Here is a 13,372-nt window from a genome sequence, read left to right as displayed (position 1 = left end):
ATCGGACATCCACACGGGCCATCGCTGCGCTCGGCCCCGCCTGCGCAGCGCGAGGCGCTTGCGCCCGCGAGAGGGGGCCGAGCGAAGCGATGGCCCGTGCGGCTGTTCGGCTGTTTGGGTTTTCGGCTGTTCGGCTCCCCACCCCCTGCTGGCTGCGCCTGCTGCGGGGCGGTTGCGGGGTGAGCATGGGCGTCGCAGCGCCCATGCCTCGTGATCTGACTCGCCGTGGTTGTCCGAGCGGCGCGCGCAGCGCAAAGCGAGTTCCACGGCGCACCCCGCAACCGCCCCGACGCAGGTTTGCCCCTTCGCACAGCGAAGGGGTCGCAGACTGGGGGTCGCCTTTTCTTTGCTTACTTTCTTTTGGCGAAGCAAAAGAAAGTGAGTCGCCTGCCGGGGCGACAACCCGGCTCCCGCCCTCAACCCGAGCATGCTTTTCAAACCAGCACGCCAAGGCTTCGACAAGCTCAGCCCGAGCGGTGAATGAAAAAGCGCAATCCACGGATGCCATCACGCCCCCTCACCCCGCCGCCCACGCCACCGCTGCGCCCACCCCTCGAACGTGAGGTAAATCACCGGCGTCGTAAACAGCGTGAGCAACTGGCTCAGGATCAACCCCCCCACCATCGTCACCCCCAGCGGGTGCCGCAACTCGCTGCCCACCCCCGTGCCCAGCATCATCGGCAACGCCCCCAGCAAAGCCGCCAGCGTCGTCATCAAAATCGGCCGAAACCGCAACAGACATGCCTGGTAAATCGCATCACGCGCACTCAAGCCCTCGTCCCGCTGCGCCTCCAGCGCAAAGTCGATCATCATGATCGCGTTCTTCTTTACGATGCCGATCAGCAGCACGATGCCGATGATGGCAATGATGTCCAGGTCCAGCCGCGCTGCCATCAACGCCAGCAAGGCCCCCACCCCGGCCGAGGGCAGCGTGGACAAAATCGTGACCGGGTGCACCGTGCTCTCGTACAGCACGCCCAGCACGATGTACATGGTGACCACCGCCGCCAGGATCAGCAGCAGCGTGTTCGACAACGACGCCTGAAACGCCAGCGCCGCGCCCTGAAAGCTCGTCTCCACCGACAGCGGCAACAACCCCTCGGCCTGCACGGCAGCCTTCTCGCGCTCGATGGCAGCCACGGCATTGCCCAGCGACACGCCCGGCGCGGTGTTGAACGAAATCGTCGCAGCCGGCAACTGGCCCACGTGGTTGACCACCAGCGGCATGTTGCGCTCCTCGATGCGCGCCACCGACGACAGCGGCACCGGCGCACCGGTGCTCGACGGCACATAGATGCTCTGCAGTGCCTCGGGCCCCACCTTGAACTGTGGCGCCACCTCCAGCACGACGCGGTACTGGTTGGACTGGGTGAAGATGGTCGAGATCAGCCGCTGGCCAAAGGCGTTGTACAGCGCCGCGTCAATGCCCGCCACCGTCACGCCCAGGCGACTGGCCTGGGCGCGGTCGATCTGCACATAGGCTTGGCGGCCCTGGTCCTGCAGGTCGCTGGCCACATCGGTCAGCTCGGGCAGGGCGCGCAGGCGGCGCAGCAACTCGGTGGTGCTGGTGGTGAGTTGCTGCATGTCGGGCGACGACAGCAGCCACTGGTACTGCGTGCGCGCCACCCGGTCTTCGATGGTCAGGTCCTGCACAGGCTGGATGAACAGACGGATGCCCGGCAGGTTCTGTACGCGCTCGGCCAGGCGCTGCTGCACCACATCGGCCTTGTCGCGCTGCGCGTGCGGCTGCAGGTCGATCAGCAGGCGGCCCGTATTGAGCGTGGTGTTGGCCCCATCCACGCCAATGAACGACGAGATGCTGCGCACGGCGGGGTCTTCGAGCAGCCGCTCGGCCACGGCCTGCTGGCGCGCGGCCATGCCCGCAAACGAGATCGACTGGTCCGCCTCGGTGGTGGCCTGCAGCGTGCCGGTGTCCTGCACCGGGAAGAAGCCCTTGGGGATGAACAGGTAAAGCACCACGGTGAGCGCCAGCGTGGCCAGGAACACCAGCCAGGTCCAGCCTCGCCGGTCCAGCACCCAGGCTAGCATGCGGCCATAGCCCGCAATCGTGCGGTCAAAGAACTGGCCCGTGGCCTGGTACAGGCGGCCGTGGCTGTCTTCGGGGGTGTGGCGCAGCAGCCGCGCGCACAGCATCGGGGTGAGCGTGAGTGACACCACGGCCGAGATCAGGATGGACACGGCCAGCGTGATGGCGAACTCGTGGAACAGCCGCCCCACCACATCGCCCATGAACAGCAGCGGGATCAGCACCGCAATCAGCGAAATGGTGAGCGAGATGATGGTGAAGCCGATCTGCTGCGAGCCCTTGAGCGCGGCCGCGAGCGGCGCCTCGCCCTCTTCCACATAGCGGGCAATGTTCTCGATCATCACGATGGCATCGTCCACCACAAAGCCGGTGGAGATCGTCAGCGCCATCAGCGTGAGGTTGTTGATGGAGAACCCCGCGAGGTACATCACACCGCAGGTGCCGATGAGCGACAGCGGCACGGCCACGCTCGGGATCAGCGTGGCCGAGGGGCTGCGCAGGAAGACAAAGATCACTGCCACCACCAGCACCACGGCCAGGCCCAGCTCTACCTGCATGTCGCGCACCGAGGCGCGCACCGTCACCGTGCGGTCCGTCAGCACCTGCACATCCAGCGACGCGGGCAAGGTGCTTTGCAGCTGCGGCAGCAGGGCCTTGATGCGGTCCACCGTGTCGATCACGTTGGCGCCGGGCTGGCGGCGGATATTGAGGATCACGCCGGGCTTGGCGCCCGTGTCTGCCGTGCCCGCCCAGGCGGCGAGGCGGGTGTTCTCGGCATCGTCCACCGTGTCGGCCACGTCCTTCAGGCGCACCGGGGCGCCGTTCTTGAAGGCGATGATGAGGTCGCGGTACTCGGCCGCCGACTGCAGTTGGTCGTTGGCGTCAATGGTGGACGCACGTGCAGCGCCATCAAAGCCGCCCTTGGCCTGCTTGACGTTGGCGGCGGCGATGGAGGTGCGCACGTCCTCCAGCGTGAGGCCCAGCTGCGCCAGTGCCGTGGGGTTGGCCTGGATGCGCACGGCCGGGCGGCGCCCGCCCGCAATGGCCACCAGGCCCACGCCCTGCACCTGCGAGAGCTTGGGCGCGAGGCGGTTTTCCACCAGGTCGTTCACGCGGATCACGGGCAGCGAGGGCGAGGTGATGGCCAGCGTCAAGATGGGCGCGTCCGCAGGATTGACCTTGCTGTACAGCGGCGGCATGGGAAGGTCGCTGGGCAGCAGGTTGCTGCCCGCATTGATGGCCGCCTGCACCTGCTGCTCGGCCACATCCAGCGCCATATCAAGCGCAAACCGCAGCGTGATGACCGAAGCGCCGCCAGAGCTGGTGGACGACATTTGCGACAGCCCCGGCATCTGGCCAAACTGCCGCTCCAGCGGCGCCGTGACGTTGGAGGTCATCACATCGGGGCTCGCGCCCGGATACAGCGTGGTGACCTGGATGGTGGGGTAGTCCACCTCGGGCAGGGCCGAGGTGGGCAGCAGCCGGTAGGCCATCAGCCCCGCGATCAGGATCGCCACCATGAGCAGCGCGGTGGCGATGGGACGCAGGACAAAAAGGCGCGACAGGTTCATGGCGACGGAGGCGCTGGCAAAACAGGCAGGGGAGAAACCGGGGACGCCGCGCTCAACGTGCCGGGCTGGTCGCGCCGCCCTGGGGCGGTTGCTGTTGCAGCCGCTCGCGGATGTAGGCGCGGCGTTCGTCCTGCGGCAGGGCCATCACGCGGGCACGCTCGTCGGCGGGCATCTGGTCCAGCAGTGCCTTCACCTGCGGAGGAATGCCCCGAGGGGGTTCCGCAGCGCGATCACCAGGCGCTGCGGGGGCTGCAGGCGGTGCAGGCGGCGCCGCGCCTGGAGAGGCTTGCGGTGCGGCGGCACGGGCCGGCGTTTCACTGCGCTGCGGTTGTGGTGCTGCCGAGGCCTGCGGGCCGGACGCAGGGGCAGCAGCGGGAGCACCCACACCCGACGCGGAAGAGACAGCAGCAGAGGCCGCCGACGCTGGAGCCGCTGCGCCGCCCGCACCCATCTGTGCCCGCCGCTCGCGCAAAAAGGCGCGGCGCTCTTCAGGACTCATCTTCTGCAACTTTTCGCGCACCTCGGGCGGCAGCGATGCGATGAAGGCGCGGCGCTGCGCGGCCTGGTCCTGGGCCGCCTGGTCGGCGCGCGTCACGGCCCCCGCGTCGATCACGGCGACCTTGGCGCCTTCGCGCAGGCGGTCGATGCCATCGGTGACCACCTGCTCGCCCTCGCGCAGATCGCCTTCGATGCTCACACGCTCGCCGTCGGTCACGCCCACCCGGATGCGGCGCTGGGTCACGGTACTGTCTTCCTGCACCAGGTACACGTAGTTGTTCTGCACGGCCGTGGTGGGCACGGTGAGCACGGCCTCAAGCAGGTTGACCTGCAGGCGCACATTGACGAACTGGTTGGGATACAGCGCGCCGTCGTCATTGGCAAAGGCGGCCTTGACCTTGATGGTGCCCGTGGCGGTGTCGATGGCGTTGTCCAGCGCGACCACGCGCCCCTTGGCCAGTTGGCGGCGGGCGTCGCGGTCCCACAGCTCCACAGGCAGTTCTTCACCGGCGGCCAGGCGGCGGCGCATTTGCGGCAGGTGCGCCTCGGGCACGGAGAACGCGGCATCCATCGGCCGCACCTGGTTGATGGTGACCAGGCCATTGGCATCGCTCGGCCCCACCACATTGCCCTTGTCGGCCTGGCGCAGGCCCAGCCGCCCGGCGAACGGCGCAGTGACCTGGGTGTAGCTCAGCTGCAGGCGTGCGGCATCCACCTGGGCCTGATCGGATGCCACGGTGCCCTCCAGCTGGCGCACCAGCGCGGCCTGGGTGTCCACCTGCTGGCTGGCGATGGAGTCTCGGGCCAGCAGGTCTTGGTAGCGCTTGAGGTCAAGCTGCGCGTTCTTGAGCAGCGCCTGGTCGCGCTGCAGCGTGCCCTGCGCCTGCGACAGCGCAGCCTGGTAGCTGCGGGGGTCGATCTCGGCCAGCACCTGGCCTGCGCGCACCTCGTCACCTTCCTTGAAGCGCACCGCCACCAGCTCGCCACTCACCTTGGCGCGCACCACGGCGGTGGCACGGGCGCTCATGGTGCCGATGGCGCTCACCACCACGCGCACATCGCCGCGCTGCACGGTGCCTACCGACACGGGCTGTACGTTGCCGCCGCCAAAGCGCCCTGGGCCGCCTGCTGGCTTGCTGCCCGCAGGGCCCGCAGCACCGGAAACAGGGACGGACGCCGCCTGGCGCTGCTTCCACCACCAGCCCCCGCCCCCAACGCCCCCGACAACCAGGACGGCCAACAACACGGCAGGCAACAGGCGCAGCTTGCCGGATTGCGATACAGCGGGCCGCTGCGAACAAGCGAACAAACGGGTCAGTGGCATGGTGGAGCGCAACAATGGATAGGCAAGGAGCAATGGTAGCCAGCGCACCCCCGGCGGCTGCCGACCTGCAGCCCCCCTTTACCGAGGATTTACGCGCGCTTTGGCCGAGGTTTACCGGCGCCGCAGCGGCGCCCGCCTCGGGACGAATTCAGCGGTTGGTGGCCAGCAAAAGGCCACCGGCGCCCATGAAGAAACCGCCCGTGGCCTTGTTCAGCCGCGCCACACCGCGCGAGGTGCGGATGAAGCGGCGGATCTGGCGGCCAAAGCTGGCGTACACGGCGGTCGATACGAATTCGCTGCCCAGATAAATGGAGCCCAGCACCAGGAATTGGCGCGCAGCGGGCTGCGCCGGGTCGATGAACTGCGGGAAGATCGCCGCAAACAGGATGATGGCCTTGGGATTGGTGATGCCCAGCAGAAACTCCTGGGTGATGAGCGCACGCAGATGAACCTGGGCCGGCTGGCCCGATGCCTGGGCGCCGCCAGGAGCATCCTCCAGCGCCAGACCGCTGAACTCGCGGCTGTGCCAGGCCTTCCAGCCCAGCCAGAACAGGTAGGCGGCGCCCACCCATTTCACGGCCGTGAACGCCGCCTCGGACGCCAGCAGCATCGCCCCCAGCCCTACCGCAGACACCGTCAGAAAGATCGCAAACGCCGCTGCCCGGCCCACCGTGGCGATCATCGCGGGGCCCACGCCCGCACGGATGCCGTTGTTGAGACCACAGAAGTTGTTGGGCCCGGGGGTGAGCGAGATGGCGATGGCAACCGGAACAAATAGCAGCGCATCCATGGTGCGGTCCTTGCAGGGTGAGGCGTGTGAGAGGAAACGAAACGGCCAGCGCTGCAGTCTACGGCAGACCTTGCCTACACAACCGCCCCCAGGGTACATGCCCCCAAGGCGCCCTCTACCACCTCACGACCGCTACAGATCCAGCACCGAGCCCCAGGGCACATCGGGCAGGGCTTCGTAATGCGCCACCACGGTCAGGCGGTCTGGCCGGGCCGCCTGGGACGCCAGGGCCTGCGCCAGGTAGCGGGCGGAAGGTTTATCCAGCCCGCCCACCGGCTCATCGATCAAGGTCAGCGGTGCGTTCGAGGCCAAGGCCCCAGCCATGAGCACCTTGCGCTTGCTGCCGGTAGACAGGGCATAAAAAGGCTTGTCCAGGTGCTCGTGGAGGCTGAACCCGTCGATGTGCTCCACCAGGGCTGCCGCATCCCACAGGGGGTAGCGCGCCGGCAGACTGTCGAGCCAACCCCGGGCCGTGAGCGGGTCCCACTCGCTGGATCGCGGGTCCGCCCAGAAGACCAGTGGTGCCGAGGCCTTGGCGGCCTGGTTCAGGTCCACCCCTTGCAGCACGATATGGCCAGCCTGCGCCGTCAGTTCGCCAGCCAGCACACGCAGCAGCGTGGTTTTGCCGGTGCTTTCATCACCCCGCACCAAAGCCAGACCCGGGGGCCAGGCCAGCGACAGGTTGTCCAGCACCGCACACTCCGGGTACGCAAACCGCAACCCTTTCACCCACAAAAACGCGCTCTCAGCCACCCTGTCTCCTCGATGCGGAAAGCGGCCATTCTAGGAAGCTGCAGCACGCCGGGCCCACCACAAGCCTCCCACCTGGTTCACCACCAGCCCGCAGAGCACTGCGGCTGCGCCCAACCACTGCAGAGGCGCCGGGGTTTCACCCAGAAAGGCATAAGCCGCCCACAGCCCCACCACCGGCACCAGCAGCGAAAACGGTGTGACACGCCCCGCCGCATGGCGTTGCAGCAGTTGCGTCCACAGCGTGTAGGCCAGCAGTGTGGCCAAAAAGGCCAGGTAGGCCACGGCCAGCAACCCTTTGCCATTCAAAGACTGCAGCTGTGCCCACACGGCGGTGGAGCCTTCACTCCACAACGCCAGCGCAAAGAACGGCCCGATGGGCACCACGCTGCTCCACACGATGAAGGGAAACGGCGCATACGCCCCGGCCTGTGCCGCGCGGCGCGCCACCAGGTTGGACACCGCCCACATGAATGCGGCGCCGAGGGTGAGCACAAACCCCGCCAACGTCATCTGGCCCGGCCCCTCGCCATGCGCGAGGCCGATGGTCATCAAGCCGCCGAACGCCAGCAACAAGCCGCCCCACTGCCAGGGCTTGGCGCGCTCCCCCAGCAACGGCGCGGCCAGCAGCAAGGTGAAGAACGCCTGGGTCTGCATCACCACCGACGCCATGCCCGCCGTCATGCCCAGCTGCAGCCCCAGAAACAGAAAACCAAACTGCCCCAAGCCCTGCGCCAACCCGTAGCCCACCACAAAACGCCAGGGCAGCGAAGGGCGCGGCACGAACAGCAGGAATGGCAGCGACGCCGCCGTAAAGCGCAGCGCGCCCAGCAGCATCGGGCTGAGCCCCTGCAAGCCGAGCTTCATCACCACAAAGTTCAGCCCCCAGATGACCACCACCGCCAAGGCGCGCAACAGGTCGCCACGGCTCAAGGCCGCTGGCGCACTCATGCGGCAGCCACCGATGCGCCCGCCGCCACCGGGCGGCCCTGCCGCGCCCGTGCAGTGACGAAAGCCTCAAACGCCTGGGCACTGGTCTTGCCGGGCACATAGCCCAGCACCTCCTTGAGTGCGGTATTCAGCAGCACCGGCCGGTAGCGCAGAAAGTCGAGCTGCTCAGGGCCATAGCGGCTCACACCGAGCGCAGAGCCCACCGCCAGCGCGGTGCGCAGCAGCCCGGCGGGCAGCTCCAGCACGGGCTTGCCCAGGCGCCGGGCGATCTCACGCAAAGGCAAGGCACCATCACCCGCCAGGTTGAAACAGCCCGCCAGCTGCGTGCGCAAGGCATGCAGGATGGCACCGGTCACGTCTTCGTCCCAGATGAAGACAAACGGGCTCTCGCTGCCCCGGATGGCAAGCAGGCGCGGCTTTTCAAACAAGGCGGTGATCTGGTTGTCCACCCGCTCACCCAGGATGGTGCCAATGCGCAGCACCGTCTGCGCCAGCGCCGGGTGCTGCGTGCGGTATTGCGCCAGCATCTCCTCCACCAGCCGCTTGTGGTGTGAATAGGCAAACACCTCGTTGCCCCGCAGCGCATCCGTCTCGCGCAGCCATTCGGGGTTGTCGGCGTGGTAGCCGTAGGCCGCACCGCTGGAGCTGACGACCAGCTGCTTCACGCCAGTGGCCACACAGGCATCCAGCACGTTCTGGCTGCCCAGCACGTCCACCGAATATTCGAACTCGCGGCTGGAGCCCTTGCCGGGCGTGACGATGGACGCCAGGTGCACTACGCTGTCGATGGCGTGGGCCACCAGCGTCTGCGCCAATGCGGGGTCGCGCACGTCCTGCACCAGATAGGACACGCCGGACAGGCGGCGCTCAGCAGGCACCTCGCGCACATCGGCCGCCACGATCACGCCCGCCTGTTCGCGTGCCAGCGCTGCCACCACGCTACGGCCCAGAAAGCCGTCGGCGCCGGTGACGAGGATGCGGCGGTTTGCCCATGCCGCGCCGCTCATGCGCGCTGCTCCCTGGCGCCATCGGCGGGCGGCACGGCAGCGGGCCTGCGGCCCCACCAGCCCGCCAGCGCCAGGCCAGCGATGATGTCCCAGAAACCCCAGACACCCGCCACCACCGCCATGCCCCCCAGCCCGCCAAAGAAGCTGAAAATCAGCACCAGGCCCAACCCGGCGTTTCGGATGCCGACCTCGATGCTCACTGCGCGCCGGTCGTAGTCCGGCAGGCCGCTCAGGCGCGCGCAGGCATAGCCGGTGCCAAAGGCCAAGGCATCGTGCAGCGCCACAGCCAGCAACACCAGGCCCACGTAGTCCAGAAAGTAGCGCCAGTTGCCCGCCACGGCACCGATGATGAAACCGATCAGGCAGACAAAACTGAGGATGCGCACGGGCTTGTTCACGCGCTGTGTGAGGCGCGGCAACTTTTCGGCACAGAGAATACCCAGCACAAACGGAATGCCGATGATGGCCACAATGTGGCCCGCCATCTCCAGCGGGTCGAGCGCAATGCTGCGCAACAGCGGCGCCGCCGTGGGGTGCATGCCCCCCCAGAAGGCGAAGTTGAGCGGCATGAGCACGATGGCCAGCGCGTTGGAGATGGCCGTCATCGACACCGACAGCGCCACATTGCCTCCGGCACGGTGTGTGAGGATGTTGCTCACATTGCCCGGCGGGCAGCAGGCCACCAGGATCATGCCCAGCGCAATGCTGGGCCCAGGCTGAAGCAGCAGCGTGAGCACAAAGGTCACTGCAGGCAGCACGATGAACTGCGCGGCAATGCCCACCGCCATGGCGCCCGGCATGCGCAGCACGCGCTTGAAGTCGGCAACGCGCGTGTCCAGTGCGATGCCGAACATGAGAAAACCCAGCACCACGTTGAGCACCACCAGCGATGCGGGGTTGAAGTTCAGGCGTATTTCGTCCACGGGCAGCATGGCGGTCCTTTCAGGCGAGGGCAGCGGCCGCTGCGCGCACCGCGTTGCGGTAGGTGTCCTTGTGCACGTAGTACGCCATGCGTTCGAGCTTGAGGTACTTGAAGCCACCCGACAGATCGGGTGGTGGCCCGGCCTTGGCCTGTCGCAGGGCCTCGGCGCGCTGCGACCCCTCGGCCTGCGCCTTGAAGAAGCGCGCCACCAGTTCGGCCTGCTCGTAGCGCCCCTGCCAGCCGATGCCACTCGCCTCGATCATGCCCATCACCGCCAGGTTGTCGAAACGGGGCGACAGGATGTTGAGGTACAGCTGCGGCGCCATGCCCTGCCAGTTGAGCAGGCTGTGGTCGATGAAGGGGTAGTGCAGCTTGTAGCCCGTGGCGCAGAGCACCAGATCGTAGTCCTGTGCGCGGCCGTCCTTGAAGAACACGGTGCGGCCCTCAAAACGTGCGATGTCAGGCTTCACATGAATGTCGCCATGGCCCAGGTGGTGCAACACCAGCGAATTGACCACCGGGTGCGACTCGTACATCTTGTAGTCGGGCTTGGGCAAACCAAACCGCACAGGATCGCCGGTGAACCACTGCAGCACCACGCTGTCGATCTTCTGCTTGAGCCAGGGCGGCATCTTGAACTTGCTCCCCAGCGTGTCAGCGGGCTGGCCGAACACGTATTTGGGGACGAAGTAGTAGCCGCGCCGCACCGAAAGATCCACGCTGCGCGCGTAATGCACCGCATCCACGGCTATGTCGCAGCCCGAGTTGCCCGCGCCCACCACCAACACGCGTTTGCCTTTGAACAACTCCGCACTTTTGTAGGCGCTGGTGTGCAGCAGTTCGCCATCAAACTGGCCTTCAAAGCGCGGCATGTTGGGCTCGGCCAGCGTGCCATTGGCAATCACCACGCCCTTGAACTCTGCGGTCTGCGCGGGTCCGCCGTGCTTGCTCCAGGTGATGCGCCACAGCGGTGCGGGGCTCTCACCCACAGGCTCGACCTTGAGCACCCGTGTGCCAAACCAGAAGTGCGGGCGCAGGCCAAAGTGCTCGGCAAAGTCCATGAAGTACTGCCGCATCTCGCGGTGACTGGGGTAGTCGGCCACCTCGGCGCGCATGGGGAACTCGGTGAACTCCGTGGTGTGTTTGCTGGAGATGAGGTGTGCCGATTCGTAGACTGTGCTGCGCGGGTTCTCGATGTTCCACAAACCGCCCACGTCGATGTGCGCCTCAAAGCCCTGGAAGGGCACGCCCAGCTTTTGCAGGTTGCGCGCAGCCGCCAGGCCACTGGGGCCTGCGCCTATCAGAGCGATCTGGGTGCGGGTATCTGCCACAGTGGGTGTTGTCTCCGTTGTCATGCGTTTTTGCTTTCGTTGTGTATCGGTGTCTCTGCAGGCAACGGCAGGCCCGGAATGGCCGTGGCCCCCGCCTCGCCCACGCGCGGCTTGCGCGGCTGGCCCAGCAGCAGTCGGTCGTGCAGGGCGTCGGGCAACAGGTTCAGCAAGCGGGCCAACCAGCCGATGCGCGCGGGCAGCACGATGTGGGTACGCCCTTGCGCGACGCCCGCCAGCAGAGCCCGGGCAGCGGCTTCGGGCTCCATCAGGCCCGGCATGGCAAAACGGTTGCCCGCCGTGAGCGCGGTACGCAAATAGCCGGGGCTGACCGTGCTGACCACAATGGATTCGCCGCGCAACTCAGCCCGCAGGCTCTCCAGGTAGCGGATGAGCCCGCCCTTGCTGGCGCAGTAGGCGCCGTTGCCCGGCATGCCACGCCAGCCCGCAATGCTGGCCACGCCCACCAGGGCACCGCGCCGCTGCGCGCGCATGGCTTTCACAAACGGCTGGAAGGTGGTGGCGGCGCCCAGCAGGTTGATCTCCAGCATACGGCGCAGCACCGCGAGGTCGTCGGCTTCGGCAGTGTCAAAGCCGCCCGCCACGCCCGCGTTGGCAATGACGAGGTCGGGCACCGCGCCCGAGCGCGCCATCCAATCGGCCGCCATGGCCTGCATCGCGATGCTGTCGGACACATCGGGCGTGTACACCGCGCAGCGCCCAGGCGCCATCGCAGCCAGTGCCTGCAACGTGGGCAAGTGAAGCCCCACCAGCGCCACGGCGGCGCCCTGGCCGATCAGCTCCCGCGCCAGGGCCTGCCCCAGGCCACCACAAGCGCCTGTGAGTACCGCGTTCTGAAAAGTCGCCGCCATGAGCACCCCGTGAAATGTTGATTTGCAGCTTAGCCACAATGCTCAATAATCCCGAAATGTTTTATGGATTCGTCTCGAATTCCGGGATTTATGACCAACTCATCCCCCAGCCTGCGCCTGTTTGAACTGCTGGAAATCATGTGCGCCCACGGCCGCCCGTTCAGCCTTGCAGATGCCATCGAGGCATCGGGATGGCCCAAACCCAGCGTGCACCGCATGCTGGGCCAGCTCGAAAGCGGTGGCCTGCTGGCACGTGAGCCCGATGGGCGCCGCTACACCCCCGCGCCCCGCCTGCTGCGCCTGGCCGAAAGCACGCTCAGCGCGGGGACCCAGCATGGCGTGCGCCATGCGGTGCTGCGCCAGCTGGTGGCCGATATTGGCGAGAGCTGCAACCTCACGGCGCTCAGCGGCGCCGAGGTGATCTACCTGGACCGCGTGGAGTCGGCCTTTCCGCTGCGCATGGAGCTGCGGCCCGGCACGCGCGTGCCGATCCACTGCTCGGCCAGCGGCAAGCTGTTTCTGGCCCACCTGTCGGCCGCGCGCCGGGCGGCGATCCTGGACGGACTGCCGCTGACCCGCCACACGGCCACGACTTTGACCGACCGCGCCGCCCTGGAGGCCGAGCTGGAGCAGATCCTGCGGCAGGGTTACGCCACAGACGCCGAAGAGTTTGTGGACGGTCTCGTTTGTGTGGCCGTGCCTGTGCTGGGCAGCGGGCGGCGGCAGGTACGCTGCGCCGTGGCACTGCAAGCACCAGCAGCACGCATGCCGCTGGCGCAGGCGCTACAGCAGGTGACCCGCCTGGGCGAAGCCGCCCAGGCGCTGGGCCGTACCTGGACATGACATCTCTTTAACGGACACCATGAACCTGAACTACCTGGATTTTGACTACAGCGAAGACGCGGACGGCGTAGGTACGTTTGACGCCATGGCGAGCGTGCAGCCCGCGCAGATCCCCACATTGCACGCCGAAATCGTTGCAGTGCTGGCCTGGGCGCACCAGCATTGGCCCGATGCCTGTGGCCCCTCAGAAGACGGCGGCGAATGGCACTACGACCTGCATGGCACGCAGGAGGTCAGCACACCGCTGGCGCTGAGGTTTGACGACTCCGCCGGGCAACTTCACGCGACGGCAGGCAGCCCTGCCCCACCCCGGACCACGATCACCCTCACAGTCAGCGGGAGCCCCGCCTTTTGCGATGCACTGCGCGCGGCTTTCGCGATCGACTAGGCCCTCGATGCGGGGTTAACCCCAATTACCAGCAAAAGCCCCACGTTGCTAACAGGTTAGTGCAACGGCACGTGGCAATCT

11 protein-coding genes are annotated in these 13,372 nt (G+C 67.1%); 2 read left to right on the top strand and 9 right to left on the bottom strand.

The genetic code is table 11. The annotated features are described in order from the left end of the window. Positions 1-507 precede the first annotated feature (507 nt). The 9 genes from CBY09_RS08750 to CBY09_RS08710 all read right to left on the bottom strand — a co-directional run bounded on the left by CBY09_RS08750 (position 508) and on the right by CBY09_RS08710 (position 12,060). A complete protein-coding gene (locus CBY09_RS08750; RefSeq protein WP_094288539.1) occupies positions 508-3,618 on the bottom strand; it encodes an MdtB/MuxB family multidrug efflux RND transporter permease subunit in 3,111 nt (1,036 codons plus the stop codon). A gap of 52 nt (positions 3,619-3,670) precedes the next feature. After that, positions 3,671-5,440, bottom strand: coding sequence for an efflux RND transporter periplasmic adaptor subunit (locus CBY09_RS08745; RefSeq protein WP_094288537.1), 1,770 nt, complete (start codon positions 5,438-5,440; stop codon positions 3,671-3,673). A gap of 148 nt (positions 5,441-5,588) precedes the next feature. After that, positions 5,589-6,230 carry a LysE family translocator gene (locus CBY09_RS08740; RefSeq protein WP_094288535.1) on the bottom strand — a complete coding sequence of 214 codons (642 nt, stop codon included), beginning with the start codon at positions 6,228-6,230 and terminating at the stop codon, positions 5,589-5,591. 132 nt (positions 6,231-6,362) lie between these two features. Further along, the gene (locus CBY09_RS08735; protein ID WP_240515647.1) at positions 6,363-6,923 is read right to left on the bottom strand and encodes an ABC transporter ATP-binding protein; all 561 of its coding nucleotides are present in this window, start codon (positions 6,921-6,923) and stop codon (positions 6,363-6,365) included. A 90-nt stretch (positions 6,924-7,013) separates the two neighbouring features. Continuing rightward, entirely contained in the window at positions 7,014-7,913 is a 900-nt protein-coding gene (locus CBY09_RS08730) for an EamA family transporter (RefSeq protein WP_420807443.1), read from the bottom strand. Positions 7,914-7,927: 14 nt separating this feature from the next. Next, positions 7,928-8,938: an SDR family oxidoreductase gene (locus CBY09_RS08725; protein ID WP_094288529.1), complete on the bottom strand. Its 1,011-nt coding sequence runs from the start codon at positions 8,936-8,938 to the stop codon at positions 7,928-7,930. Then, entirely contained in the window at positions 8,935-9,870 is a 936-nt protein-coding gene (locus tag CBY09_RS08720; protein ID WP_094288527.1) for a bile acid:sodium symporter family protein, read from the bottom strand. Before CBY09_RS08720 ends, CBY09_RS08725 begins: the two co-directional genes overlap by 4 nt. Positions 9,871-9,880: 10 nt before the next feature. After that, complete coding sequence (locus tag CBY09_RS08715; RefSeq protein WP_094288525.1) at positions 9,881-11,215, bottom strand: flavin-containing monooxygenase; 1,335 nt, start codon at positions 11,213-11,215, stop codon at positions 9,881-9,883. After that, positions 11,212-12,060, bottom strand: a complete 849-nt coding sequence (locus tag CBY09_RS08710) for an SDR family oxidoreductase (RefSeq protein ID WP_094288523.1) — start codon at positions 12,058-12,060, stop codon at positions 11,212-11,214. Before CBY09_RS08710 ends, CBY09_RS08715 begins: the two co-directional genes overlap by 4 nt. A gap of 90 nt (positions 12,061-12,150) precedes the next feature. Here CBY09_RS08710 and CBY09_RS08705 point away from each other — a divergent pair, with 90 nt between their 5' ends. Continuing rightward, positions 12,151-12,903, top strand: a complete 753-nt coding sequence (locus CBY09_RS08705; RefSeq protein WP_094288521.1) for an IclR family transcriptional regulator — start codon at positions 12,151-12,153, stop codon at positions 12,901-12,903. A gap of 19 nt (positions 12,904-12,922) precedes the next feature. Then, positions 12,923-13,291: a hypothetical protein gene (locus CBY09_RS08700; protein WP_094288519.1), complete on the top strand. Its 369-nt coding sequence runs from the start codon at positions 12,923-12,925 to the stop codon at positions 13,289-13,291. Positions 13,292-13,372: the final 81 nt, after the last annotated feature.

Origin of the sequence: Acidovorax kalamii, from assembly GCF_002245625.1 — a bacterium.
GTDB classification, from domain to species: Bacteria; Pseudomonadota; Gammaproteobacteria; order Burkholderiales; family Burkholderiaceae_C; genus Acidovorax; species Acidovorax kalamii.
The sequence above is the reverse complement of the archived record's forward strand: the minus strand, read 5'-3'. Positions and strand labels throughout refer to the sequence as shown.

Excerpts from the sequence above, each read along its gene's own strand:
- CBY09_RS08715 (WP_094288525.1), bottom strand. The coding sequence starts at position 11,215 with ATGACAACGGAGACAACACCCACTGTGGCAGATACCCGCACCCAGATC.
- CBY09_RS08725 (WP_094288529.1), bottom strand. The coding sequence starts at position 8,938 with ATGAGCGGCGCGGCATGGGCAAACCGCCGCATCCTCGTCACCGGCGCC.
- CBY09_RS08720 (WP_094288527.1), bottom strand. The coding sequence starts at position 9,870 with ATGCTGCCCGTGGACGAAATACGCCTGAACTTCAACCCCGCATCGCTG.
- CBY09_RS08700 (WP_094288519.1), top strand. The coding sequence starts at position 12,923 with ATGAACCTGAACTACCTGGATTTTGACTACAGCGAAGACGCGGACGGC.
- CBY09_RS08740 (WP_094288535.1), bottom strand. The coding sequence starts at position 6,230 with ATGGATGCGCTGCTATTTGTTCCGGTTGCCATCGCCATCTCGCTCACC.
- CBY09_RS08745 (WP_094288537.1), bottom strand. The coding sequence starts at position 5,440 with ATGCCACTGACCCGTTTGTTCGCTTGTTCGCAGCGGCCCGCTGTATCG.
- CBY09_RS08705 (WP_094288521.1), top strand. The coding sequence starts at position 12,151 with ATGACCAACTCATCCCCCAGCCTGCGCCTGTTTGAACTGCTGGAAATC.
- CBY09_RS08710 (WP_094288523.1), bottom strand. The coding sequence starts at position 12,060 with ATGGCGGCGACTTTTCAGAACGCGGTACTCACAGGCGCTTGTGGTGGC.
- CBY09_RS08750 (WP_094288539.1), bottom strand. The coding sequence starts at position 3,618 with ATGAACCTGTCGCGCCTTTTTGTCCTGCGTCCCATCGCCACCGCGCTG.